24 protein-coding genes are annotated in these 24351 nt (G+C 71.7%); 15 read left to right on the top strand and 9 right to left on the bottom strand.

Annotation, left to right across the window (positions count from 1 at the left end; translation table 11 throughout):
- Positions 1-3 precede the first annotated feature (3 nt).
- From GA0070561_RS05325 to GA0070561_RS05300, 6 genes are all read left to right on the top strand, one after another.
- Complete coding sequence (locus GA0070561_RS05325) at positions 4-651, top strand: histidine phosphatase family protein (RefSeq protein ID WP_091395739.1); 648 nt, start codon at positions 4-6, stop codon at positions 649-651.
- Entirely contained in the window at positions 651-1220 is a 570-nt protein-coding gene (locus GA0070561_RS05320; protein ID WP_091395736.1) for a TlpA family protein disulfide reductase, read from the top strand. Before GA0070561_RS05325 ends, GA0070561_RS05320 begins: the two co-directional genes overlap by 1 nt.
- On the top strand, positions 1220-2038 hold the full coding sequence (locus GA0070561_RS05315; protein ID WP_091395733.1) for a cytochrome c biogenesis CcdA family protein: 819 nt from the start codon (positions 1220-1222) through the stop codon (positions 2036-2038). The genes GA0070561_RS05320 and GA0070561_RS05315 overlap by 1 nt, the downstream gene beginning before the upstream one ends.
- Entirely contained in the window at positions 2038-3681 is a 1644-nt protein-coding gene (gene resB / locus GA0070561_RS05310) for a cytochrome c biogenesis protein ResB (protein WP_091395730.1), read from the top strand. Before GA0070561_RS05315 ends, resB begins: the two co-directional genes overlap by 1 nt.
- On the top strand, positions 3681-4652 hold the full coding sequence (ccsB, locus tag GA0070561_RS05305) for a c-type cytochrome biogenesis protein CcsB (RefSeq protein ID WP_091395726.1): 972 nt from the start codon (positions 3681-3683) through the stop codon (positions 4650-4652). The genes resB and ccsB overlap by 1 nt, the downstream gene beginning before the upstream one ends.
- Before the next feature lie 69 nt (positions 4653-4721).
- Positions 4722-6203, top strand: a complete 1482-nt coding sequence (locus tag GA0070561_RS05300; RefSeq protein ID WP_091395723.1) for an AAA family ATPase — start codon at positions 4722-4724, stop codon at positions 6201-6203.
- Here GA0070561_RS05300 and GA0070561_RS05295 read toward each other — a convergent pair.
- Both GA0070561_RS05295 and GA0070561_RS05290 read right to left on the bottom strand, forming a co-directional pair.
- Positions 6188-6427 (bottom strand): hypothetical protein, encoded by a 240-nt coding sequence (locus GA0070561_RS05295; RefSeq protein ID WP_091395720.1) that lies wholly within the window; start codon positions 6425-6427, stop codon positions 6188-6190. The two genes, GA0070561_RS05300 and GA0070561_RS05295, sit on opposite strands and share 16 nt — an antisense overlap.
- A gap of 149 nt (positions 6428-6576) precedes the next feature.
- On the bottom strand, positions 6577-7053 hold the full coding sequence (locus tag GA0070561_RS05290) for a MarR family winged helix-turn-helix transcriptional regulator (protein WP_091395717.1): 477 nt from the start codon (positions 7051-7053) through the stop codon (positions 6577-6579).
- Positions 7054-7135: 82 nt separating this feature from the next.
- Here GA0070561_RS05290 and GA0070561_RS05285 point away from each other — a divergent pair, with 82 nt between their 5' ends.
- On the top strand, positions 7136-7690 hold the full coding sequence (locus tag GA0070561_RS05285; RefSeq protein ID WP_091395715.1) for a carboxymuconolactone decarboxylase family protein: 555 nt from the start codon (positions 7136-7138) through the stop codon (positions 7688-7690).
- A 24-nt stretch (positions 7691-7714) separates the two neighbouring features.
- Here the strand turns inward: GA0070561_RS05285 and GA0070561_RS05280 are convergent, their stop codons facing one another.
- Positions 7715-8590: an alpha/beta fold hydrolase gene (locus GA0070561_RS05280; RefSeq protein WP_091395712.1), complete on the bottom strand. Its 876-nt coding sequence runs from the start codon at positions 8588-8590 to the stop codon at positions 7715-7717.
- A 264-nt stretch (positions 8591-8854) separates the two neighbouring features.
- Between GA0070561_RS05280 and GA0070561_RS05275 the strand changes: the two genes are divergently transcribed.
- Complete coding sequence (locus GA0070561_RS05275; protein ID WP_091395709.1) at positions 8855-10315, top strand: menaquinone biosynthesis decarboxylase; 1461 nt, start codon at positions 8855-8857, stop codon at positions 10313-10315.
- Positions 10315-11226 (top strand): menaquinone biosynthesis prenyltransferase MqnP, encoded by a 912-nt coding sequence (mqnP, locus tag GA0070561_RS05270; RefSeq protein ID WP_091395706.1) that lies wholly within the window; start codon positions 10315-10317, stop codon positions 11224-11226. The genes GA0070561_RS05275 and mqnP overlap by 1 nt, the downstream gene beginning before the upstream one ends.
- A gap of 21 nt (positions 11227-11247) precedes the next feature.
- Here the strand turns inward: mqnP and GA0070561_RS05265 are convergent, their stop codons facing one another.
- Positions 11248-12234 (bottom strand): terpene synthase family protein, encoded by a 987-nt coding sequence (locus GA0070561_RS05265; RefSeq protein WP_091395703.1) that lies wholly within the window; start codon positions 12232-12234, stop codon positions 11248-11250.
- 153 nt (positions 12235-12387) lie between these two features.
- On the opposite strand from GA0070561_RS05265, the gene GA0070561_RS05260 reads away from it, so the two are divergent.
- On the top strand, positions 12388-13017 hold the full coding sequence (locus GA0070561_RS05260) for a UbiX family flavin prenyltransferase (protein WP_091395700.1): 630 nt from the start codon (positions 12388-12390) through the stop codon (positions 13015-13017).
- 143 nt (positions 13018-13160) lie between these two features.
- Here the strand turns inward: GA0070561_RS05260 and GA0070561_RS05255 are convergent, their stop codons facing one another.
- Complete coding sequence (locus tag GA0070561_RS05255; RefSeq protein WP_007454516.1) at positions 13161-13427, bottom strand: BldC family transcriptional regulator; 267 nt, start codon at positions 13425-13427, stop codon at positions 13161-13163.
- A 270-nt stretch (positions 13428-13697) separates the two neighbouring features.
- Here GA0070561_RS05255 and GA0070561_RS05250 point away from each other — a divergent pair, with 270 nt between their 5' ends.
- From GA0070561_RS05250 to cds1, 3 genes are read left to right on the top strand one after another with little or no spacing between them, the layout of a single operon-like run.
- Entirely contained in the window at positions 13698-14156 is a 459-nt protein-coding gene (locus GA0070561_RS05250) for an Lrp/AsnC family transcriptional regulator (protein WP_091395696.1), read from the top strand.
- A gap of 50 nt (positions 14157-14206) precedes the next feature.
- On the top strand, positions 14207-15037 hold the full coding sequence (locus tag GA0070561_RS05245) for an SDR family NAD(P)-dependent oxidoreductase (protein ID WP_091395693.1): 831 nt from the start codon (positions 14207-14209) through the stop codon (positions 15035-15037).
- 32 nt (positions 15038-15069) lie between these two features.
- Positions 15070-16161: an L-cysteine desulfhydrase Cds1 gene (gene cds1, locus GA0070561_RS05240; protein WP_091395690.1), complete on the top strand. Its 1092-nt coding sequence runs from the start codon at positions 15070-15072 to the stop codon at positions 16159-16161.
- Positions 16162-16279: 118 nt separating this feature from the next.
- Here cds1 and GA0070561_RS05235 read toward each other — a convergent pair whose 3' ends face one another.
- From GA0070561_RS05235 to GA0070561_RS05220, 4 genes are all read right to left on the bottom strand, one after another.
- Complete coding sequence (locus tag GA0070561_RS05235) at positions 16280-16909, bottom strand: putative glycolipid-binding domain-containing protein (RefSeq protein WP_244166065.1); 630 nt, start codon at positions 16907-16909, stop codon at positions 16280-16282.
- A 93-nt stretch (positions 16910-17002) separates the two neighbouring features.
- Positions 17003-18895, bottom strand: a complete 1893-nt coding sequence (locus GA0070561_RS05230) for a DEAD/DEAH box helicase (RefSeq protein WP_091397422.1) — start codon at positions 18893-18895, stop codon at positions 17003-17005.
- A gap of 353 nt (positions 18896-19248) precedes the next feature.
- Positions 19249-20751: a hypothetical protein gene (locus tag GA0070561_RS34065; protein ID WP_244166064.1), complete on the bottom strand. Its 1503-nt coding sequence runs from the start codon at positions 20749-20751 to the stop codon at positions 19249-19251.
- A gap of 114 nt (positions 20752-20865) precedes the next feature.
- Positions 20866-22428 (bottom strand): C40 family peptidase, encoded by a 1563-nt coding sequence (locus GA0070561_RS05220; RefSeq protein WP_091395687.1) that lies wholly within the window; start codon positions 22426-22428, stop codon positions 20866-20868.
- A gap of 239 nt (positions 22429-22667) precedes the next feature.
- Here GA0070561_RS05220 and mqnE point away from each other — a divergent pair, with 239 nt between their 5' ends.
- Positions 22668-23837: an aminofutalosine synthase MqnE gene (gene mqnE, locus GA0070561_RS05215; RefSeq protein WP_091395685.1), complete on the top strand. Its 1170-nt coding sequence runs from the start codon at positions 22668-22670 to the stop codon at positions 23835-23837.
- Positions 23838-23860: 23 nt separating this feature from the next.
- The gene (locus GA0070561_RS05210; RefSeq protein WP_091395682.1) at positions 23861-24298 is read left to right on the top strand and encodes a hypothetical protein; all 438 of its coding nucleotides are present in this window, start codon (positions 23861-23863) and stop codon (positions 24296-24298) included.
- Positions 24299-24351: the final 53 nt, after the last annotated feature.

The following is a 24351-nucleotide window of genomic DNA, read 5'->3' as shown; positions in this document are numbered from 1 at the left end:
ACCTTGAGCAAGACGGTGGTCCACGTGCTTCGGCACGGCGAGGTGTACAACCCCGACCAGATCCTCTACGGCCGGCTGCCCGGTTTCCGCCTCTCCGAGCTGGGTGTGCAGATGGCCAAGGCCGCCGCGCAGGGCCTGGCCGAGCGAGAGATCGTGCACGTGGTGGCCAGCCCGCTGGAGCGCGCCCAGCAGACCGCCGAGCCGATCGCCGCCCAGTTCGGGCTGCCGGTCGGGGTGGACGAGCGGCTGATCGAGAGCGCCAACTGGTTCGAGGGCAAGAAGGTCTCCCCGGGTGACGGGTCGTTCCGCGACCCGCGCAACTGGTGGGTGCTGCGCGACCCGGTGACCCCGTCCTGGGGTGAGGCGTACCGGGTGATCGCCGAGCGGATGTTCGCCGCCGTGCACGCCGCCCGGGTCGCGGCCGAGGGCCGCGAGGCGGTGCTGGTGTCGCACCAGCTCCCGATCTGGACGTTGCGCCGTTACGTCGAGCGCAAGCGGCTCTGGCACGACCCGCGCAAGCGGCAGTGCGGGCTGGCGAGTCTCACCTCGTTCCACTTCGACGGCGCGAAGGTGGCGGGCATCGGCTACAGCGAGCCGGCCGCGCACCTGATCGCTCTCTCCGCGACAGCCCGGACGGCCAAGGGGGCCTGATGAACGCCCGGAGGTGGACCGCCGGTCTGCTCGCCGCCGTCGCCGCGGTGGCGCTGGTCGGCTGCACGTCGTCGAAGGCGCAGGAGAAGACCTGCACGACCACCACCGACGGGATCTTCGAGTGCGCACCGGACCAGCGCTCCGCACCCCCGAAGGTCGCCGGTGAGCTGCTGCTCGGCGGCAGCTACGACGTCAGCGAGGCGCGCGGTCAGGTCGTGGTGGTCAACTTCTGGGGTTCCTGGTGCGCGCCGTGCCGCGCCGAGGCGGACGATCTGGAAGCCGTCTACCAGGCCACCAAGGGTTCCGGGGTGAACTTCCTCGGCATCAACGTCCAGGATTCGCGGGACAAGGCCAAGGCGTTCGAAAAGGGCCGGGTCACCTATCCGAGCCTGTTCGACCCGTCCAGCAAGACGGCACTCGCGCTGGACATCCCGCCGAACAGCGTGCCGGCGACTGTGGTGCTCGACCGGGACGGCCGGATCGCCGCGGTGATCCGGGCCGCCGTCAAGCAGGAGGGCCTGCAACCGATCGTCGAACGGATCGCCGCCGAGAAGTCGGCCCCGAACTGATGGGCGAGACCTTCGAGCAACTGGCCCTCAGCGGGCCGCTGCTGCTCGCCATCGGCGCGGCGGCGCTCGCCGGCCTGGTCAGCTTCCTCTCCCCGTGTGTGCTTCCCCTCGTCCCGGGTTACCTGTCGTACGTGACCGGTCTGGCCGGCGCCGACCTGGAGGGCCGGCGGCCGGAGGCCGACCCCGCACCGGCCAGCGGGGGCGTCGCGGTCAAGGAGCGGGTCGCGCGGGCCGGCGCGGTCAAGGGTCGGGTGCTCGCCGGGACGCTGCTCTTCATCGGCGGTTTCACAGTCGTCTTCGTGGCCACGGCGATCCTCTTCGCCAGCATCGGCCGGGTGTTCTTCGACTACAAGCGCGAGTTGCAGATCGGCGTCGGCGTGCTGATCATCGTGGCGGGGTTGAGCTACCTGGGGATGATCCCGGCCCTGCAACGGGAGTTCCGGATCTCCCGGTTGCCGTCGGCCGGGCTGCTCGGCGCACCGGTCTTCGGTGCGGTCTTCGCGCTCAGTTGGGTGCCCTGCACCGGCCCCACGCTCGGCGCGGTGATGGGCATGGCCACCGCCAGCGGCCAGAGCGACCGAGCCGTGGTGCTCGCCGTGGCGTACTGCCTCGGGTTGGGGATACCGTTCATCGTCTTCGGGCTGGGCTTCGAACGCCTGCTCGGGGTCTTCCGCGCCGTCCGGCGCAACAGCCGCTGGGTCACCCGGGTCGGCGGCGCCCTGCTCATCCTGATCGGTCTGGCCCTGGTCACCGGCGGATGGCAGAGCTTCGTGATCTGGCTGCAGACCACCGTCGGGGTGGGCGAGGTGAGCATCTGATGACGGTCGTCGACGACCGACCGGAGACCGCGGCGCCCGCGCCACGCCGCCGGCCGAACCGGCTGCTGGCCCTGCTGCGCAACTCGTGGCGGCAGCTCACCAGCATGCGTACGGCGCTGATCCTGCTCTTCCTGCTCGCGATCGCCGCCATCCCCGGCTCGGTGCTGCCGCAGCGCGGGATCAGCCCGGAGAAGGTCAACGAGTACTTCGTCGACCACCCGGACTGGGCCCCCCGACTGGACCGGATCGGCGCGTTCGAGGTCTTCGGGTCGGTCTGGTTCTCCGCGATCTACCTGCTGCTGTTCACCTCCCTGATCGGCTGCATCACGCCCCGGCTGCGCGACCACGTCCGCACGCTGCGGTCCCGGCCCCCGGCCGCGCCGAAGCGGATGGCCCGGCTGCCGCAGCACACAGTGCTGCCCGCCCCGCCCGGTGGGGCGGCGGCGATCGCGGAGGCGCTGCGCAAGCGCCGTTGGCGCGTCGAGGTGCGCGGCGACGAGGTCTCCGCCGAGAAGGGCTACCTCAAGGAGACCGGCAACCTGCTGTTCCACACCTCGCTGATCGCGGTGCTGATCGGGGTGGCGCTCGGCTCCTGGTACGGCTGGAGCGGCAACCGGCTGCTGGTGGCCGGCGCGGACAACGCGTTCTGCAACACCCGCCAGCAGTACGCCGAGGCGAAGCTCGGCCCCCAGGTGAGCAGTGCCGACCTGCCCCGCTTCTGCCTGCGGCTGGACGACTTCGAGGCCCGGTTCCTGGCGTCCGGCCAGCCGGAGTTCTTCAACGCCACGGTCACCGTCGACGGCCCGGACGAGCCGACCCGCAGCGCCGACTTCTCGGTGAACTCGCCGCTGCGCCTGAACGACGCGAGCGTCTACCTGCTCGGCCACGGGTACGCCCCGGTGATCCGCTACACCGACCGGTTCGGCAACAGCCAGATCAGTGACGAGCCGTTCCTGACCACCGGCGACATGGGCCTGACCAGCGAGGGGCTGGCGGCCTTCCCGGACGCGAACGTCGACCCGGCGACCGGCCAGCGCGCACCGGATCAGCAGATGGCGTTCACCGGCATCTACCTGCCCACGGCGCCCGAGCAGGCGCCGTTCGTCCGCTCGCAGTACCCGACCGAGCGCAACCCGGCGCTGAACCTGGTCGCCTACCGGGGCAACCTCGGCCTGGACGCCGGTATCCCCGGCTCGGTCTACCAACTCGACCAGCGGCAGGTGCGGGCCGGCAAGGTCAAGGAGGTCGGCACCAAACTGCTCCGCAAGGGCGAGACCTGGAAGCTGGACGACGGCACGACCGTCGAGTTCCTGGGCACCGAGCGGTACGTCACCCTCTCCATCCGGCACGATCCCGGCTCGACGATGCTGCTGGTCAGCTGCGGCGTCCTGCTGGTCGGGCTGATGGGTTCGCTGTTCGGGAAGCGCCGCCGGGTGTTCTTCCGGGTGGTGCCGGCCGACCCCGGGGAAGGATCTCCGACGAGCGGTAGTAGCTTGATGGAGGTCGGTGGGTTGCCGCGTACCGACTATCCAGGGTTCGCCGACGAGTTCACCCAGCTGGTCGCCGCCGTCAGCGGTGCCGAACGGACTGGTGATGGCGCTGACTCCGCTGAGCGGGCCGGCGTGCGAGAAGGAGCCGAGTGATGTCCGCACTCTCCGACAATCTGGTGACCTTCGCGATCCTGGCGTACCTGGTCGCGATGATCGGCCACGCAGTCGAGTACGCGCTGGGCAACGTGCGTACCCGGGTCGCCACGGCGGCTCCGGTGCGCGAGTTGGTCGGTGCCGGCGGCGGTGTCGTCCCGATGCCGCCCGCGAAGGTCCCGTCGCCGCCAACTGTCGACCGTTCCGCAGGGCGGGCCCGGCTGGCGGGCCTCTTCGGGGTGGGGGCGACCGCGGTCGCCGCCGTGCTGCACCTGGCGGCGCTGGTCACCCGTGGGCTCGCCGCGGACCGGATGCCCTGGGGCAACATGTACGAGTTCGTGCTCACGGTGACGTTCATCGGGGTGGCCGCCTGGCTGGTGGTGCTCTGGAAGCGCCCGTCGCTGCGCAAGCTCGGGCTGTTCCTCACCCTGGTGATGGTGCTGCTGGTCGCCACCGCCGAGCTGGTGCTGTACGTGCCGATCGTGCCGCTGGTCCCGGCGCTGAACTCGTACTGGTTCATCATCCACGTCTCGACGATCGTCTTCGCGTCCGGCATCTTCCTGCTCGGCGTGGTGCCGGCGGTCGGCTTCCTGATGCGCAGCGGGTACGAGCAGGGCAAGCGGAGCTTCCCGTACACCCTGGCCAAGCGGCTGCCCGGCGCGGTCGGCCTGGAGCGGCTGACCTTCGCTCTGCACGCCTTCGCGTTCCCGATCTTCACCTTCGCGGTGATCGCCGGAGCCATCTGGGCCGAGGCGGCCTGGGGTCGGCCCTGGGGCTGGGACCCGAAGGAGACCTGGGCGTTCATCTCCTGGGTGGTGTACGCCGGCTACCTGCACGCCCGGGCGACGCCCAGCGTGAAGCGCAACGTGGCCACCTGGATCGCGGTGCTCGGCTTCCTCACCATGCTGATGAACCTGTTCGGCGTGAACATCTTCTTCACCGGCCTGCACTCGTACGGTGGGCTGGACTGAACCACTGTTGGCAGAATGTAGAACTACACTTCTTAGAAGCGTAGTTCTACATCTTGTGGGGATGTGGCAGTGAAGCTCTCCAAACCAGCGGAAATCTTCGACCGTGACGTCGAATGGGCGGAGCTGGTCCGGTTCGCCACGGACGAGCGGCCCGGTGCGACGCTGGGCGTGGTCAGCGGCCGACGCCGGCAGGGCAAGACTCTGTTGTTGTACGAGTTGGCCCGCGCCACCGACGGTTTCTACTTCGGGGCGACCGAGGCGACCCCGGCAGAGTCGCTGCGTCGACTCGGGGAGGCTCTCGGCCGGCACACCGACGCGCCTGGGCCGCTTCGCCTGGAAGACTGGTCGGGTGCGGTGGACGCGCTGCTCGCGCTGGGCCAGCGTCGCCCGGTCACCGTGGTGATCGACGAGTTCCCCTACCTTGCCCGATCCAGTCGGGATCTCCCGTCGATCATTCAGCACGCCCTCACGCCGGGCCGGGTCGAGCGCACCGAGTCTCGTACGCGCCTGCTGCTGTGCGGCTCGGCACTGTCGTTCATGGGTGGTCTGCTTGCCGGTTCGGCCCCGCTACGCGGGCGGGCAGGGCTCGAACTGCCCGTGCCACCGTTGGACTATCGGGCCGCCGCGACGTTCTGGGGGATCGAAGATCCGGCGCTCGCTGCTCGCGTGTTCGCCATCGTCGGGGGCACGCCAGCCTATCGACGGGAATACGTCCAGGACGATGTGCCCGACGGGCCGGATGATTTCGACGACTGGGTCGTGCGCGCCGTGCTGAATCCGGCGCGCCCGTTGTTCCGTGAGGCTCGCTATCTGCTCGCCGAGGATCCCGACCTGAGGGACACCGCGCTCTACCATTCCGTGCTGTCCGCGGTCGCGGAAGGCAACGGCACCCGAGGGGGGATCGCCGGGTACATCGGACGGAAGGCCACCGACCTCCAGCACCCGCTCACCGTCCTTGAGGACGCGGGTCTCCTCATTCGCGAGCCCGACCCCCTCCGTAGCGGGCGTAGCCGTTACCGCATCGCCGAACCCCTGATCACGTTCTATCAGGCGGTCATGCGACCCTCCTGGACGGCCTTGGAGCAGCGGCGTGGCGCGGACGTCTGGAGGCGTTCCAATCGCCGTTACTCAAGCGCGGTCCTGGGACCAGCGTTCGAGGAGATCGTCCGGCAGTGGGCCCTGCGCTTCGCCACGCCGGAGACGTTCGGCGGTGTCGTCGCGGAGGCCAGCGCGGCCGTCCTCAGCGATCCCTCCACCCGTACCAGCCTGGAACTCGACCTGGTGGCGTTCGGCGAGCCGCCGTTCGGCGACGGCCCTCGGCCGCTGCTCGCCATCGGAGAGGTCAAGTGGGGTCGCACGCTGGGTCGGCCCGAGTTGGATCGACTGGGCCGGGCACGTGGCCTACTCGCCGCACGTCCCGGCCTGGACGTGCGGAACGCCCGATTGCTGCTTGCGAGCGCGGCGGGGTTCACCGACGAACTTCGGCACGAGGCCCGTCAGCGTCCCGATGTCGTCCTCGTCGATCCGTCGCGGCTCTATTCGGGCGACTGAGGGCGTCCGGGCCGCACGGGGGGATGTCGGCGGCTGAGGATGCTGCGCAGGGTCTCGTCCACGCGCAGAGTGACCTGGTAAGACACCTCGGGCAGATCGGCCAGCTCGATCCGCTCGCCGCGCAGCGCCAGTTGGGCGTGCAACTCCCGGGCGACGGCGTCGCGGAGCGCGACCAGCAGGGGAGACAGCCCGTCCGGGTCACCGACGACGTAGGCGTCCGACATGGATCCACTCTGCGCCGACGTCCCGCCATTCGGCTAGGCGCGCACCCACTGACCGTCCGCTCAGCCGCGCAGCCGCAGGCGTCCCCGCACCCGACCCGGGCCACCCAGCAGGACGGCCCGGAGGTCTCGCTCGCCGCCCGCTCCCGCGATCAGCCGCCGAACCAGCCGGGCACGTCGAGCCGGAACCAGTTGGCCGAGGCCATCGCGCGCAGGTCGTCCTCCAGGGCGGTGACCCGTTCCGGGCCGAGGGTGTCGGCCCACTGTGCCCGCAGCCGGTCGAAGATCTCGGCCGAGCGGCGTAGCCCGTCGGCGCCGCGCGGGGTCACCCGGATCAGCCGCCGTCGGGCGTCGGAGGGGTCGTCGACCCGCTCCAGGTAGCCGACGGCCACCAGCCGGTCGACGGTCTTGCCCGCGGCCTGCTTGGAGATGCCCAGCCGCTGGCCCAGCTCGGTGGCGGTGGTGCCGTCCGCCCCAACCGCCTGGAGCACGAACCCGTGCAGCGGTCGCAGCTCCGGATGCCCCTCCCGGGCCAGCTCGGTGTGCAGGTCGTCGATCAGCGTCCGGAAGCCGGCCAGGAGCAGCAGCGGTAGCGCGAAGCCGGGGCGCGCGGGATCAGCGGTTGCCATGTTCGACAACCACGTTTACTATTTCGTCAACCACGTTGACTATCTTACGTTCCCCGATCCGAGTTCTGGAAAGCAGGTAACCATGTCCGTCTTCACCGCCCACACCGCTGAGACCGCACCGGCCGCCGCCCGTCGGTCCATCGAGGGAGTACGCGGCCGGTTCGGCTGGCTGCCCACTCCGGTGGCGCTGATGGCCGATTCGCCGCAGTTGCTCACCGGCTTCCTCACCGCCAGCACGGGCTTCGAGCAGACCGACCTCGCCCCGCTGGACCGGGAGGTGGTCATCCTGACGGTCTCCACCAGTCACGAGTGCCATTTCTGCGTTGCCCTGCACACCGGCAAGCTCACCGGACTCGGCGCGACCCCCGAGCTGATCACCGCCCTGCGTGCCGGCTCGGTGCTGCCCGACTCGCGCCTGGAGGCGCTGCGCCGCTTCACGCTGGCCGTGCTCGACCACCGGGGTGCAGTGCCGGACGACGAGCTGGACGACTTCCTGGCCGCCGGCTACCAGCCCCGGCACGCGCTGGATGTGGTGCTCGGCGTCGGCGCGTACACCATGTCCACCTTCGCCAACCGGCTCACCCGGGCACCGCTCGACCCGCCACTGGCCGCCCACGCCTGGACTCCCGCCGCCTGACTGAGGACACCTGCGGGCCCCTGCTCAGGCCGCCTGAAGGAAGTCCCGCAGCAGGGCGAGCATCTCGTCGGGGCGCTCCTCGTACAGCCAGTGCCCGCAGTCCTCGATCACCTCGCCGCGGACCGTGTCGGCGTACCGGCGGACCTGCTCGGCGACCTGCCCACCGAGGCTGGCCGCCGCCCCGACGGCCAGCACCGGCATGGTCAGCTTCGTGCCCCGGTACGCCGCGTTGTCAGCGATGTCCTGCTCGAACGCCCGGAAGTAGGCGAAGCTGGCCCGCAGGTGCGCCGGGTCGCGCAGGTGGCTGGCGAACTCCTCGATGTCGGGCGCGGCGATGCTGCCCTTGCGCACCATCAGCGCGTCGGTGAACTTGTCCACCCAGAGCGACTCCCGCCCGTTGACCAGCGCCTCGGGAAGCCCGTTGCCGAGGGAGAAGTAGCCGAAGTTCCACACCCCGGGCCCGGCCGAGGTCAGCGCGGGGAACGTGTAGATGCTCTCGTCGGGGATCGGCGCCTCGCTGAGCACCAGCCGACTCACCCGTTGCGGATGGGCGGCGGCGTACGCGTACGCCACCATGGTCCCCAGGTCGTGCCCGACCAGCCGAAGGTCACCGGCCAGGCCGAGCTGATCGAGTAGTCCGTGCAGGTCGGCGGCGACCGTCTTCTTGTCGTACCCGCCGTCCGGGGCGTCGCTGCCCCCGAAGCCGCGCAGGTCGGGCGCGACCACGTCGAAGGAGCGCCCCAACTCGGGCAGCAGGTGCCGCCACATGTACCAGCACTGCGGATACCCGTGCAGCAGCACCAGTGGCGGGCCGGCACCCCCACGGACGTAGTTCATGGTGATCTGGCCGACCCGAGCCCGTTGCTCGGTGAACCCCGCCGGAACTCGTTCCGCGCCCATCGCCGCCTCCGTCCGCCGTCCCGCCTGCCCGGCTACCCGCTCAACCGCCCGCCATGCCCGCGAGGTTCGGGTCCTGCCGGTTGATCCACTCGCCTTCCTTGAAGTCGCGGTGTCCGGCGGCCTGGGACACCGCGGTTTCCTGACAGCCGAGTCGATCCAGACCCGCCGCCCACGGCCCGCCGCCCACCGCTGACACGAGGCGATCGCGAGCGTCACAGCACCCGGCTTGGGTCGTGGGGGAGCCGGTGCGGGAGACTGGGCGACATGGCGGCTCGTGGCTTCCCGTACACCGATCTCAAGGACTTCATCGCGGCGCTGGAGCGCGCGGGGGAGTTGCGCCGGATCGACGTCCCGGTCGATCCGACCCTGGAGATCAGCGAGGTGGTCACCCGCACGGTGCGGGCCGGCGGCCCGGCGCTGCTCTTCGAGCGTCCGACCCGGGGCGAGATGCCGGTGGCGATCAACCTGTTCGGCACCGAGAAGCGGATGGCGATGGCCCTCGGCGTCGACTCGCTGGACGAGGTCGGTGCCCGGATCGGCGCGATGATCAAGCCGGAGCTGCCGGTCGGCTGGTCGGGCATCCGAGAGGGCCTCGGCAAGGTCATGCAGCTCAAGTCGCTGCCGCCGCGCAAGGTGAAGACCGCGCCCTGCCAGGAGGTCGTCTACCGGGGTGAGGACGTCGACCTCAACCGGCTGCCGGGGTTGCAGGTCTGGCCCGACGACGGCGGGATCTTCCACAACTACGGGCTGACCCACACCAAGCACCCGGAGACCGGCAAGCGCAACCTCGGCCTGTACCGACTCCAGCAGCACGGCCGCAACACCCTGGGCATGCACTGGCAGATCCACAAGGATTCGACGGCGCACCACGCGGTCGCCGAGCGGCTCGGGCAGCGCCTGCCGGTCGCTGTCGCGATCGGCTGCGACCCGGTCGTCTCGTACGCGGCCAGCGCGCCGCTCCCCAGCGACATCGACGAGTACCTGTTCGCCGGGTTCCTGCGCGGCGAGCGGGTGGAGATGGTCGACTGCCTCACCGTGCCGTTGCAGGTGCCGGCGAACGCGCAGATCGTGCTGGAGGGCTACCTGGAGCCGGGTGAGCGGCTGCCCGAGGGTCCGTTCGGCGACCACACCGGCTTCTACACGCCGGTCGAGCCGTTCCCCGTGCTGCACATCGAGGCGATGACCATGCAGCGCAAGCCGGTCTACCACTCGATCGTCACCTCGAAGCCGCCGCAGGAGGACCACGGCCTCGGCAAGGCCACCGAGCGGATCTTCCAGCCGCTGCTCAAGCTGATGATCCCGGACATCGTCGACTACGACCTGCCGGCCGCCGGCGTCTTCCACAACTGCGCGATCGTCTCGATCCGCAAGCGCTACCCGAAGCACGCGCAGAAGGTGATGAACGCGATCTGGGGCGCGCACCTGATGTCACTGACCAAGCTGATCGTGATCGTCGACGAGGACTGCGACGTGCACGACTACAACGAGGTCGCCTTTCGGGCCTTCGGCAACGTCGACTACGCCCGCGACCTGCTGCTCACCGAGGGGCCGGTGGACCACCTCGACCACTCGTCGTACCAGCAGTTCTGGGGCGGTAAGGCTGGCGTCGACGCGACCCGCAAGCTGCCCACCGAGGGCTACACCCGCGGTTGGCCGGAGGAAATGAGCATGAGCCCGGAAGTCAGCGCCCTGGTCGACAAGCGCTGGAAGGAGTACGGAATCTGATGGCCGTCATCGACGCACCGACGGCGAAGCCGGGCCGGACAAAGTCCTTCCTGAAGCTCGTCGCCGTCGAGCACTCCGTCTTCGCGCTACCGTTCGCGTTCCTCTCCGCGCTGGCCGCGATGCAGGGTTCCGGCGGGCGGGTACGGTGGCTCGACCTGCTGCTGATCACCGTGGCGATGGTCGGGGCGCGGACGTTCGCGATGGCCGCCAACCGGATCCTCGACCGCAAGATCGACGCGCGGAACCCGCGTACCGCCGGCCGGGAACTGGTCACCGGAGCGGTGAGCGTGCGGACGGCCTGGACCGGCGCGGCCGTCGCACTTGTGGTCTTCCTCGTCGCCGCCGCCCTGCTCAACCCGCTCTGCCTGGTGCTCGCGCCACTCGCCGTGGTGCCGCTGGTCGTCTACCCCTACGCCAAGCGGTTCACCAACTGGCCGCACGCCATCCTCGGGATCGCCCAGGCGGTCGGCCCGGTCGGCGCCTGGCTGGCGGTCACCGGCACCCTGGACGGCTCCGGGCCGGCCTGGCTGCTCGGCGCGGCAGTGGGGCTGTGGATCGGCGGCTTCGACCTGATCTACGCCTGCCAGGACTCCGAGATCGACCGGGAGATCGGCGTGCACAGCGTGCCCGCCCGGTACGGTCGGCGCTTCGCGCTGCACGCCTCCACCGTCGCGCACGTGGTGACCTTCGGCCTGTTCATCTGGTTCGGTGCGCTGATCGGTCTCGGCTGGCTCTGGTGGATCGGGCTGGCGCTGACCGCTGTGGCGTTCGCCTACCAGCACCTGGTGGTCACCCCGACCGACCTCAGCAAGGTCAACCGAGCCTTCTTCACCGCAAACGGGTTCGTCGGCATCGCGCTGTTCCTCTTCGCCCTGCTCGACCTGGTGGTCCGGCTCGGCCTACGGCCCTGAGGCTGGGTGGTCCGGCTCGGCCTACGGCCCTGAGGCTGGCGGGGTGGTGCTGACCGGGTAGCGGGCGCTCTCGAAGGTCCAGTCGATGGTCCCGCGTACGGCGTTCGCGATCCCGTCGAGATGGTCGGCGACCGCCTCGTCCAACGCCGGGCCGAACGACGGCACCGCCGCTCGCAACGCGGTGAAGCGCCGCATCGCCTCCCGCCAGTGCTCGGCCGCCCGTTCGACCGCCTCCGCCTCCGGCACGCCCAGTTCGGCCTCGATGGCGAGGACCAGGTTGTGCCCGCCGGCGGTCACCCGGTCCCGTTCCAGCGAGGCCAGGTCGTTGTACCAGGAGAGCAGGTCGTTGCCGGTGCGGGCGATCTGACGCAGCAGCGGGTGGTGGTAGACCGGGTCGGGCAATGGCCGGCCGCTGACGAACTCCACAAGCGGGTACGACACCTCCGCCGCCGAGGTCGACCGACGTAGCTCGACGTACTCGTCCACGCTGGGACGACGACCGGCCTCCTTGTTGACGGCCTCCTGCCAGGTGCCGTCGAGGTGTCGGGCCACCGCGTCGGCGAAGCGCTGCCGCCACCGGGCCGGCATCCGGCGGCGCGGCTCCCGCCAGGCCAGCACCAGCAGTCGCCGCAGCGGGCCGGTCAGCCCGGCCTGCCGCAGCCGGGTGCCGTCGTGCAGCAGCGCCACGGTGCCGTTGCGCAGTGCCCGGATCTGCTCCGGCGTCAACCGACTCGGCCCGTCGCAGGCGTCGTCGACCAGGAAGAACCAGGTGAACAGCGCGGCCAGCACCCGCAGGTCGGCTTCGGTCGCCGCCGGGTAGAGCCGCGCGGCGTACCGGGCGAAGGCGCCCCGGGACAGCCGGTGCAGCGCGGTGTCGTCCAGTGGAAGGCCGAGCCCGGGCAGCACACCGAGCAGCCAGCCCTGCACACGATCGGCGTGTGGTGGTGGAAGCCGGGGCGGGATCGGACACTCGGCACGCAGCGCCCGGAGGATCTCGCCGGTCGTCACCGATGCCTCCTCCTCGAGATGGTTCCGGTGCGAATCGCCAGCGGCAGCATGTCAGGTCGGTGGGATCCGCAGGTGCCCCGTCCGACATGTCGGACCGGACCCAACCCCGGGGGTGCCCACCAGCGGACCAGCCGGACCAGGCAGGCTGGGGGCATGCGGGAACCATGGGTGGTCGGGGTCTCCGGTGCCTCCGGTACGCCGTACGCGGCGGCCGTCATCGGCGGACTGCTCGACGCGGGCGAGCCGGTGGACCTGATCGTGTCCCGGGCGGCACGACTCACAGTGCTGGACGAGACCGGCCGACCCTTCCGTGACGGGCACTGGGCCGAGGACCTCGCCGCCTGGCTGGACCGGGACCTGACCACTGCGGATGTGCGGCACTGGCCGGCCGGCGACCTGGCTGCCGGTCCGAGCAGCGGCTCCTACCGGGTACGCGGGATGGCGGTGGTCCCGGCCAGCACGGCCGCCTGCGCGGGCATCGCGATCGGGCTCTCCAAGGACCTGTTGCAGCGCGCCGCCGAGGTCAACCTCAAGGAACGCCGTCCCGTGGTGCTGGTGCCCCGGGAGACACCGGTGACCCGCAGCCACCTGGAGCACCTCATCGCCCTGCACGACGCGGGCGCGGTGGTGCTTCCCGCCAGCCCTGGCTTCTACGGCGCCGGCGCGGCGGCCAGCGCGCAGCAGCTGGTCGACTTCGTGGCCGGCAAGGTGCTGGACGCGCTCGGTGTCCCGCACACCCTGTTCCGGCGGTGGTCCGGCCAGCTCGGCGCGGCCCGAAGCTGAGCCGTCCGGCTCGTGCTGGGTCGTCCGCTCGCGTTGGGCACCGTTGTGCTGCTCAGAACGAGCGGTGCTGCCGCCCGGCGGTTGGCCGAAGCGGGACGCGGACCGGACTGGTGTCCGGTCCGCGTGGCGTTGTCCGCACCAGTTCAGTACATGCCGGCGTTGGCCGGACCCGGCCCCGTGGATGCCGCCGGCCCCACATTGCGTGGTTTACCGACCTCATCCACCTCGTCCAGCATGCCCTCCCCCTCAAGCAGGGCTCGCACCTCGGATTCCCGAAACCGGCGATGCCCGCCTGGAGTCCGGATGCTTCCTATCCGGCCGGCCGCCGCCCATCTCGTCACAGTTTTCGGGTCTACCCGAAACAGCGCGGCGACCTCACCCGGTGTCAGCAGGCGATCTCCAGTGTCCACAGCCCCCTCCTCGCGTCGACGAAGCCCCCGGCTGAACACACTGCCCCCGGCTGGTGCGTAGCCCAGAGCCGTCATGAGGGACGTATGGCAATTACAGCACCAGGGACATGGCCTGTCCGCCCAAACGCGAAAAATGCACTGAGTGGGGAGTTAGTAATGTTACTGGTGCTACCTCTGCCCTGACCGGCGGTTTATGAACAGTGACTCACCGCTCAGTCCAACGGGTGCCGAAGGCCGCACGTTACGTGTCAACGGTTAAGGTCACTCTCTGTGGATGCCATCGACCTGAGCCTCGTCGACCTGCTGCGCGGCAACGCCCGCCTCTCGTACGCCGAGCTGGCCCGACAGGTGGGCCTCTCGGCCCCGGCCGTGCACGAGCGGGTCGGCAAGCTGGAGAGCAGCGGCGTGGTCCGGGGCTACCGCGCGGACGTGGCCCCGGAGTCGATCGGGCTGGGTGTCACCGCGTTGATCGGCATCGTCGAGGACTCCGGTGCCGACAGCGACGACATGCTCGAGTCGCTGCGGGTGCTGCCCGAGATCGAGTCCTGCTACTTCATGGCAGGCGTGGAGTCGTTCCTGCTCAAGGCGCGGGTCGGCACGATCGCCGAGCTGGAGCAGTTGATCGTGCGGTTGAACCGGACGCCGGGGGTGGCCTCCACCCGTACCGCCATCGCGCTCTCCACCAAGTGGGAGAACCGCCCCCAGCCGGTCGGCCCGCCCGCGGCCTGACCGCCGCGTACCCCTGGTGTCGCACCGGCGGCCGGCGGTAGCGTGCGCCGATGACCCAGCCGGCGCGTCCCGTGGCAGTGGTGACCGGCGCGGCCGGCGGCCTGGGCCGCGCCATCGCCACCGCGCTGCACACCGACGGTTGGTCGGTGCTGCTCACCGACCTTGACCCGGTGGCGGTGCAGAGTGCCGCAGCGCCGCTCGGCGGCTGGTCGGCCGCCCTGGACGTCCGGGACGAGGACGCCTGCGCCGCCATCGCCGCGAACGCGGCAGGCCGGGGTGACCTCGCCCTCTGGGTCAACAACGCCGGCATCCTGGTCACCGGTGCGTCGTGGGAGCACGACGAGGCGACCCGCCGTCGGATGCTCGACGTGAACACCCACGGCGCCATGAACGGCACCCTCGCCGCGCTGACCGTGATGCGCGGGCAGGGCCACGGCCACGTGCTCAACGTCGTCTCGTTGGCCGGGCTGGTCGCCGCGCCCGGCGAGACGGTGTACGCGGCCAGCAAGCACGCCCTGCTGGCGTTCAGCCTCGGCACCCTGTCCGACCTGCGGATGGCCGGGTACCGGCGGGTGCACGTCTCCTGCCTCTGCCCGGACGGCATCTGGACCCCGATGCTGCACGACCGGCTGGACGACCCGGGGGCGGTGGCCTCGTTCACCGGATCGATGCTGACCGCGCAGCAGGTGGCGGCCCGGGCGGTCCGGCTGGCCCGCCGGCCACGTCCGGTGGTCAGCCTGCCCCGCTGGCGGGGGGCGCAGGTGCGCCTGTTGGACGCCCTGCCCAGGTTGGCCGTCGCACTCACCCCGCTCGTCCGAGCCGCAGGCCGCGCCGGTCAGCGCCGCCAACGCCGCAGGTCAGCGCCGCCGGACCCGCGCTGACCACCGCTGGCCCGCTTGCTAGGTTTCCGAACGTGACTCATCTCGACCGGTGCGACGAATCCAGCCGAACCTGGGTGACCGAGGCGATCGCCGCCGTCGAGGCAGACGCGAACCGGTCCGCCGACACCCACCTGCTGCCGTTCCCGCTGCCCCGGGAATGGGGGATCGACCTCTACCTCAAGGACGAGTCGTCACACCCCACCGGCTCGCTGAAGCACCGGCTGGCCCGCTCACTGTTCCTCTACGGGCTCTGCAACGGCTGGATCGGGCCGCGCACCACGATCGTCGAGGCGTCGTCGGGTTCCACGGCGGTCTCCGAGGCGTACTTCGCCCGGATGCTGGGCCTGCCGTTCATCGCGGTGATGCCCGCCTCCACCTCGCCCGAGAAGATCACGCAGATCGAGTTCCAGGGCGGCCGGTGCCACCTGGTGGACGACCCGGCGAGCGTGGTGGTCGAGGCCCGCTGGCTCGCCGAGGACTCCGGCGGGCACTTCATGGACCAGTTCACCTACGCCGAGCGGGCGACCGACTGGCGGGGCAACAACAACATCGCCGAGTCGATCTACGCGCAGCTGGAGCTGGAGCGGCACCCGATTCCCGCCTGGGTCGTGGTGGGCGCCGGCACCGGGGGCACCAGCGCGACCATCGGCCGCTACGCCCGGTACCGCCGGCTCGCCACCAAGCTCTGCGTCGTCGACCCGGAGAACTCGGCGTTCTACCCGGCCTGGCTGGCCGCCGACTGGTCGGTACGCACCGGGAAGGGCTCCCGCATCGAGGGGATCGGCCGGCCCACAGTGGAGGCGTCGTTCCTGCCCTCGGTGGTGGACCGGATGGTCCAGGTGCCGGACGCGGCCTCCCTGGCCGCCATGCGCGCCGGATCGGCGCTGCTCGGCCGCCGGGTGGGCGGGTCCACCGGCACCAACCTGTGGGGCGCGTTCAGCCTGATCGCCGCGATGCTCGCCGAGGGTCGGACCGGCTCGGTGGTCACCCTGATCTGCGACCCGGGCGACCGGTACGCCGACACGTACTACGCCGACGACTGGGTGGCCGCCCAGGGCCTCGACCTGACCCCGCACCTGGCCACCATCGACCGCTTCCTGGCCAGCGGAGCCTGGCCCGCCTGAACCGGTCAGCGGGACTGGTCCGCTCGAAGCGGTCACCGCAGCCTGCCCCGCTTGAGGTCGTCAGCGGGGCCTGGTCCGCCTGACACCCCGGCCGGCCCTGGCCCCGCCGGGGTGATGATCAGCGCGGGTCGATCCGTTCGGCCAGCCCGGGGTAACGCACCACGTAGCCGCTGTCGTCCAGATCGATGTCGGCCGTGAAGGTGCCGCTGGCGAAGCGCACCCGACCCGGCCCGAGCCCGGTGTAGATCTGCTCGGCCGGCACCACCTCCAGACCGGGCAGCAGCACCCAGGCAACGGTGATCCGGTGTGCCACGTCGGCCGGCTCGGCCGCCATCCGAAGCCGGTGGACCGGCAGGGTGTTGAACAGCGGCGAACCGCTCAGGTCGACGTCGAGCGCGTCGGCCAGCCGGTCCGGGTCGTCCGTACCCGGCAGACCGGCCCGGCGATGACCGGCCGCGACCAGGGCCGCGTCCAGGTTGCCCTGCTCGGCGGTGGTCACCCGCCAGCGGCCGGCGGCCCGCTCCAGGGTCACCCGGCGCAGCCAGCCGGGACCCTCGGCCTCGACCTCGACCCGGGTGGTGGCCCAGTCCGGGGTGGTGGTCAGCTGGTAGCGGGCGGTCCACGGGATCGGGTCCACGGCGAGCAGAGTGCCCCGGGCCGCCAACCCGTGGCCGTCGTCGAGCAGGACCTGCTCGCTGCCGGCGGTGTCAGTCCGGGACCAGAAGATCGACTTCGGCATGGTCGGCATGAGCCGGACGTTACGCGACCTGCTCGGTATCGGCAGGGCATGCGCGAACGCCGCCGTGAAGCCTGGGCTTCACGACGGCGTTCGGTGGATCAATCAGTGGGTACGCGCTGCCGGTCGCCCGCCGAAACCGCGCCGGTCGTCACGCGGGCGGTCCTCGCGGGGCCGGTCGTCGCGGGGCCGGTCGTCCCGGACCCGGCTCTCCGGGCGGAACCCACCCCGAGCGTCCCGGTCGCCGAAGCGCCGCTCGCCGGTCGGTCGGTCGCCCCGACCGTCGCGGTCACCGAACTGCGGCCGGTCGCCGAACCGACGCTCGCCCTGCGGCCGGTCGCCGTACCCGCGGGTGTCCCGATCGGCGTAACGCCGCTCGCCCTGCGGCCGGTCGCCGTAGCTCCGGTCGCCCTGCGGGCGGTCGCTGTGCTGCCGGTCGCCGAAGCGGCGCTCACCCTGCGGGCGGTCGCTGTAGCTCCGGTCGCCCTGCGGGCGGTCACCGAAGCGGCGCTCGCCGGTGGGCCGGTCGCCGTGGCGGCGCTCACCCTGCGGGCGGTCGCTGTAGCTCCGGTCGCCCTGCGGACGGTCACCGTAGCTCCGGTCACCCTGCGGGCGGTCGCCGAAGCGGCGCTCGCCGGCGGGCCGGTCGCCGAAGCGCCGGTCGCCCTGCGGGCGGTCGCCGAAGCGGCGGTCGCCGGTGGGCCGGTCGCCGAAGCGCCGGTCGCCCTGGGGACGGTCGCCGTAGCGGCGCTCGCCTCCCGTGCGGTCACCGAACCGGCGCGGGCCGCCGGAGCGGTCGCCGTAGCCCCGGGGCTCCGCCTCGAGGCGGACCGGGACGCCGCTGGGCTCTCGGGCGCCGACCAGCTCGGCCAACGCCGCGTCCCCGACCCGGACCCGGGTCTCGGCCGGCGCGACGCCGGCCTTCTCCATCATCGCCAGGGTGGTACGGCGCTGCTTGGGCAGCACCAGCGTGGCGACCGCACCCGACTCGCCGGCCCGGGCGGTACGCCCCGCGCGGTGCAGGTAGTCCTTGGGGTCCTTCGGCGGGTCGACGTGCAGCACCAGGGTGACACCGTCGACGTGGATGCCTCGCGCCGCCACGTCCGTGGCGACCAGCACGTTCATCCGGCCCTCACGGAACTCGGCGAGCGTCTTGGTGCGCATCCGCTGGGTCTTGCCGCCGTGCAGCCCACCGGCGCGTACGCCGACGGCCGCGAGCTGCTCGACCAGCCGGTCCACCCCGAGCTGGGTACGGGCGAAGACCATGGTCCGGCCATCCCGGGCGGCGATCGAGGCCGCCACCGGGAACTTCTCGTGCGGCGGGATCAACAGCATGTGGTGGTCCATGGTGGACACCGAGGCGGTGGACGGCGCCGTGGAGTGGGTGACCGGGTCGGTCATGAACCGCTTGACCAACGCGTCGACGTCACCGTCCAGGGTGGCCGAGAAGAGCAGCCGCTGACCGTTCGCGGGCGTCTTCGCCAGCAGATCGGTCACCTCGGGCAGGAAGCCCATGTCGGCCATCTGATCGGCCTCGTCGAGCACCGTGACCTCGACGTCGTCGAGCTGGCAGATGCCCCGCTCGATGAGGTCGCCGAGCCGGCCCGGGGTGGCCACGATGATCTCCACGCCGCGGCGCAGCGCGTCGATCTGACGGTCGTACGGAACGCCGCCGACGGCGGTCTTGAGGAAGATGCCGACGGACTTGCCCAGCGGCACCAGGGCGTCGTTGACCTGCATGGCCAGCTCGCGGGTGGGCACCAGGACCAGGGCGCGCGGACGCATCGGCCGGGCCCGGTTGCGGTTGGCCAGCCGGGCGATCATCGGCAGCCCGAAGGCGAGCGTCTTACCCGAACCGGTCTGCCCGCGGCCCAGCACGTCGCGGCCGGCGAGCGCGTCCGGAACGGTGGCCCGCTGGATCTCGAACGGGCTGGTGATGCCCTGCTGCGCCAGCGCGCGGACCAGCGGCTCGGGCAGGCCGAGGGCGGCGAAGCTCATCGGTTCGGCGGTCTCGGTCGGCTCGGCCTGCGCGGTCGCCACCGGCGCGGTGTCGGCCTCGCTCGTTGGGACGTCGAGCTGCTCCCGGGCGGTGTCGGTCGCCGGGACTGAGTTGAAAACGGACGTAACGGTGCTGGGGTCAGCAGAGGTGGTCAACAAAAACCTTTCGAGCGGGGCGCATCTTCGCGATGGCCTGCCGCGGCTGTACCGCCGGATCGCCCGCAAGATCGCCCAGGGGCGCACACCACGCGCGCCGGGTCAGTGATCTCAGCCAGTGTACGGCGGTCTGGCGAAGCCGCCAGCCGGTTGACCGACCGTAGTGGGCGGACTCACCATCGCTGGCACTCGCTGGCTCACCCCTTGAGCACGCTGCCCACCAGACCGTCCAGGGCGTCGCCAGCCAGCAGAACGACCATGACACTGATCGCTACCAGCAGCCCCAGAGCGGCGGCCAGGACGATCATCACCCGGGCGTTACTGGATCGCTCGGCCGGCGTGTCGGACCAGCCCTGGGCCAGGATGTGCCCGGTCAGCGAGCCGGAGGTCTCCACCGCGTTGGCGGGTATCGCGACGGTGGTGAAGCCGGCGCCCTCGCCGTTGCCGTAGACGGTGCCGGCCAGGTCGGTGCGACTGTCCTGCCGCCCCCCGGGGGCACCGGCAGCGTCCCGTCCGGCGGAACCAGCCGGTGGGCCACTCGGTGACGCGGTCACCCGGGAGTTTCCGCTGTTGCCGGTCGACGAAGGGGCCCCGGCGGTGGACGGTGGCCAGCTCGGCAGCGCTGGTGCGGGCACCACCGGCGGCGCGGAGGCGGCTGCCCCGGCCCATCCGGCACCGGACGTCGGGCGGGTCGCCCCACCAGGGGACGGCCACCCGGCCGGTGGTGCGGAGACCGGAGCGCTGGCCCGTACGCCGGGCGTGTCGGTCATCGCCGGCGGCGGCGGAAACGGCGGTGCCGGCATCGGGCCGGGCGGGGCCGGTGGCGCCGGCACCGGCGGACCGGGTGGCGGCAGCGGCGGGCTCGGGACGGGCGGCGTCGGCGGACCGGGGATGGGCGGCACCGGCGAGGGCGGTGGGATGGGCGGGCCGGGAACGGGCGGAACCGGACCCGGCGGCGGCGTGGGTCGAGGACCCGGCGTCGGCACCGGACCGGGCGGGTACGGACCCGGGGCCGGCGCGGGCTCCGGTTCCGGTGGCGGCGGCTGGGTCGGCCCGGGGCCGGGTGGCGTCGGGTCCGGCTCCGGCTCCGGAGTCGACGGCGTCGGGGGCTGGGCCGGCTCGGCACCCACCGGCGCGGCTCGATAGACGGCGGGCGCGCTCTCGCGACGGTCCGGGGTGCCCAGGGCGCTGGCGGTGCCCCGGCTGCTGCTCGGAACCGTGGCGCTGGCCCGGGCCGGCGCGGAGGAGTCGCTTCGCTGGCCCGGCAACGACACGTCGGCTGGGCTGGCCGAGCCGGTCGCACGGTAGGTGGTCGCGGTGACCGGAGCGCTGGCCGGCAGGTCACTGCGGAGAGCACCGGCGGTCACGACGCTGGCACGTGCGCGTACCGGTGCTGCCGCCGGGCTCTGGCGCTCGTCGCCGCCGGCGGATGCGTCGTCGTCGGCCTCGGTCGAGACGTCCGCGACGACCGCTGCCGTGCCACTGCCGACCGTGCTGCTGCCGACCGGGCCGCTGACAGCCGGGGCGTCGTCGCTGTCAGGGGAGCCGGCGTCCGCCGAGCTGGTGTCGCTGCCTGTCGAGCTGGTGGCGGCCGGGCTGGCGTCGCTGGCGGCCACCGGGTCGGCGGTGTCCGGCCCTGGTGCGCCGGCCTGGTCGACCACGGGGTCGACAGTCTCCGCCGGATCTCTCTGCTCGGCCATTTCCGCCCTCCGCGCCATGCTCGCACCCGGACCCGTGACGTCGAGTCGGATGTGCCTGGTTGTCACGGTGCCACAGATCTTCCCGAGCGGACAGCCGGAGCCGGTCGTGGCGGATCAGCCCGTGGCGCTGGGGCTGCTCGTCGCGCTGCCACTGCCCGAAGCGCTCGTGCTGGCCTTCGGCGTGGTCGTCGGAGACGCGCTGGTCGGCGCGTTGGTCGGTGCCGAGGGCAGGGTCGTCGGAGTGTTGCTCGGAGTGTTGCTCGGGGTGTTCGACGGCTTCGGCGTGGAGCTGCCGGTCGGGGTGGGCGTCGGGGTGGTCGTCAGCGTCGGCGTCGGCGTGGGCGTCGGCTTGGTGGTCTTCGTGGGCGACGGTGTCGGCGTCGGCTTGGTGGTCTTCGTGGGCGACGGGGTGGGCGTCGGCTTCGGGGGCGAGACGGGCGGGGTCGGATTGGTCACGACCGGGGGTGCCGGCACCGCGCCGATCACCCGGGTGGCGGCGTACAGCCGGGACCAGCGGACGACCGAGATCTTGACGACGTCCCCCGTGGTGGGCGCCTGCACCATCTTGCCGTTGCCGATGTACATGCCGACGTGGTGGATCGTCGTCCAGCTGCTGCCCGAAGCGAAGAAGAGCAGGTCGCCGGGGAGCAGCGCGCTCTGCGGCACCGTGCGGCCCCGGGTGGCGGCGTACTGGTCGCGGGAGACCCGGGGCAGGTCGAAGTAGTCGGCGCCGGGGGACCGGTACGCCGCCCACATCAGGCCGGAGCAGTCGAACTGGTTCGGCCCCTCCTCGGACCACTTGTACGGGTCGCCGAGCTGGGCGAGCGCGTACCGGACCGCGGCCAGTGCCCGGGGGTGCGCGGCCATGCCGCTGATGCTCTGGTTGGAGACGTAGCCGGCGCCGATCTGCTGCTCGGCGGCTTCCTGCTGACGTTCGATCTCGATCAGCGCGGCGGCGTTGTCCCGGCGCAGCTTGAGCAGGCTCGCCTCGGCGGTGCGGAGCGCCGTCTCACCGGCGGTGAACTCGGCCTCGGCGGCGGCGAGCATGTCCTTGGCCTGGGTGTGCTTCTGGTACGCGGCCTGCTCGCCGGCGCGCGCCCGGGACAGCTCTCCGGCCACGCCGGTGGTGCCGCCGTCGACCTTCTCGCCACGGGTGATCGCCTGGAGGCGGCTGAGCCCACGGATGTCCTGGGCGAACTCGCCAGGCGGCAGCGCGGCGGCTGCCTTGACGGCCTCGGCGGCGGCGGTGTCGGCCGTCTGCTGGGCCCGGAGCAGCGCATCCTGCGCGGTCGCCAGCGCCTTGCCGGCCGCGTCGACCTGCGCCTGCGCGTCGACGCGTTTCTGCCGGCTCACCAGCAACGCCTCGCCGAGCGCGCCGACCTGGGTCTCACCGGCGGCGATCGCGGTGGCCAGTGGACCGTTGCCGATGTTGACCACCGGCGGGGCGGGCACACCAGCGACCGGCGCGCCGCCGGGCAGCTGAAGCGAGCCGGTGACCGCCGGGCGCGAACCGGTGTCCGGCACTGTGGTCGGCACGCCGGGCTCCGCGTACGCGGGGGTGGCCAGCACGGCTGCGGCGATCGCGCCGAGCAGGGCGGCCCAGAGCTTCGGACGCAGGACCGGCGAGATCACCGGGCTCCGTCGTCGCTGCCGTCGCCCGCGCCCGCTGTAGACCATGCCGCTCCCCGTCCAACCGCTCGTCGCCGCGCTCGGTGGGCGCGACCGCCGGGACGGTACCAGTGTGTGTGTTCCGCCCCACCTTGTTACTACCGCACCTCGCCACTCATGTCGATGCGTTGCCGGGTTACGGGAGGCTGAGAGTCTGGTGAAGTGGGTCGCTGCCGGCGACCGTGCCGCCGGGCCCGTCGGCACCGCGACGTACGCTCGATCCGGACCGCAGGTGGAAGGGACGTGCCATGGACGCCGGACTCAAGCGTGAGCTCGAAGCGAAGGTGTACGCCGGTGAGCGGCTGACCCGGGAGGACGGGGTCGCCCTCTACGAGAGCGACGACCTGACCTGGCTGGGGCGGCTGGCGCACCACAAGCGCACCGAGTTGAACGGCGAACGGGTGATGTTCAACGTCAACCGGCACCTCAACCTGACCAACGTCTGTTCGGCGTCCTGCGCGTACTGCTCGTTCCAGCGCAAGCCGGGCGAGAAGGACGCGTACACGATGCGCATCGACGAGGCGGTCCGCAAGGCCAAGGAGATGGAGGACGAGCAGCTCACCGAGTTGCACATCGTCAACGGCCTGCACCCCACGCTGCCCTGGCGTTACTACCCGAAGGTGCTGCGCGAGCTGAAGGCGGCGCTGCCGAACGTCAAGCTCAAGTGCTTCACGGCGACCGAGGTGCAGTGGTTCGAGAAGATCAGCGGCCTGAGCGCCGACGAGATCCTCGACGAACTGATGGACGCCGGTCTGGAGTCGCTGACCGGTGGTGGCGCGGAGATCTTCGACTGGGAGGTCCGGCAGCACATCGTCGACCACGCCTGCCACTGGGAAGACTGGTCGCGCATCCACGCCCTGGCACACAGCAAGGGCATGAAGACCCCGGCGACGATGCTGTACGGCCACATCGAGGAGCCCCGGCACCGCGTCGACCACGTGCTGCGGCTGCGCGAGTTGCAGGACGAGACCGGCGGCTTCGCGGTCTTCATCCCGCTGCGCTACCAGCACGACTTCGTCGACTCGGCGGACGGCAAGATCCGTAACCGGATCCAGGCGCGCACCACGATGGCCTCGCCGGCCGAGTCGCTGAAGACGTTCGCCGTCTCCCGGCTGCTCTTCGACAACGTGCCGCACCTGAAGAACTTCTGGGTGATGCACGGGCTGTCGGTCGCTCAGCTCTCGCTGAACTTCGGCGTGGACGACCTGGATGGCTCCGTCGTCGAATACAAGATCACCCACGACGCCGACTCGTACGGCACCCCGAACACCATGCACCGCGACGACCTGCTGCACCTGATCTGGGACGCCGGCTTCCAGCCCGTCGAGCGGGACACCCGCTACAACGTGGTCCGGGAGTACGACAAGGCCCCGTCGCTGGCCGAGCGGCGCGCCGAGCCGCAGCAGGTCTGGGCCTGAGCCACCACGTACCCTCGCAGTCGATGACCGAGCAACGAGGACCTGAGCAGCAGAGCGGCTTTCCCCGCCGGGACGCCGAGGGCCGCATCCGTACCCTGGGCGACCTGCTCGGGGTGTGCCTGGCCGGCCTGGTCATCGGCGTGCTCGCGTTGGTGCTGTTCGACTGGGCGTTCGCCTCGATCGGCGCCGGCGACTTCGGGCACACAAACGGTTGGCTGGCGGTGATCCTGCCGGCCTGGCTGTTCTGGGACGACTTCCGGGCCTGGGAGTTCGGTGCGGCCCGGGTGGTGGCGGCGGTGGTCGCCGCCGCCGTCGGGGTGTTCGCCGGGCTGCTGATCGCCGGTCTGGGCGCGGGGTTGCCGCCGCTGCTCTCCGGCGCGTTGGCGGCGGGGGCGTTCACAGTGGCGTACGCGGCCCTCTGGTTCCCGGGTGTCCGCTGGCTGGCCCGCCGGACCGGCTGACCACGACCGCCCGTCGGGCGGCTCGACCCTTCCGCCGGCAGTGGCGGGCGACG

Origin of the sequence: Micromonospora saelicesensis (genome assembly GCF_900091575.1) — a bacterium.
In the GTDB taxonomy this organism is placed as follows: Bacteria; Actinomycetota; Actinomycetes; order Mycobacteriales; family Micromonosporaceae; genus Micromonospora; species Micromonospora saelicesensis.
This window is presented reverse-complemented; position numbering and strand designations above follow the sequence as displayed.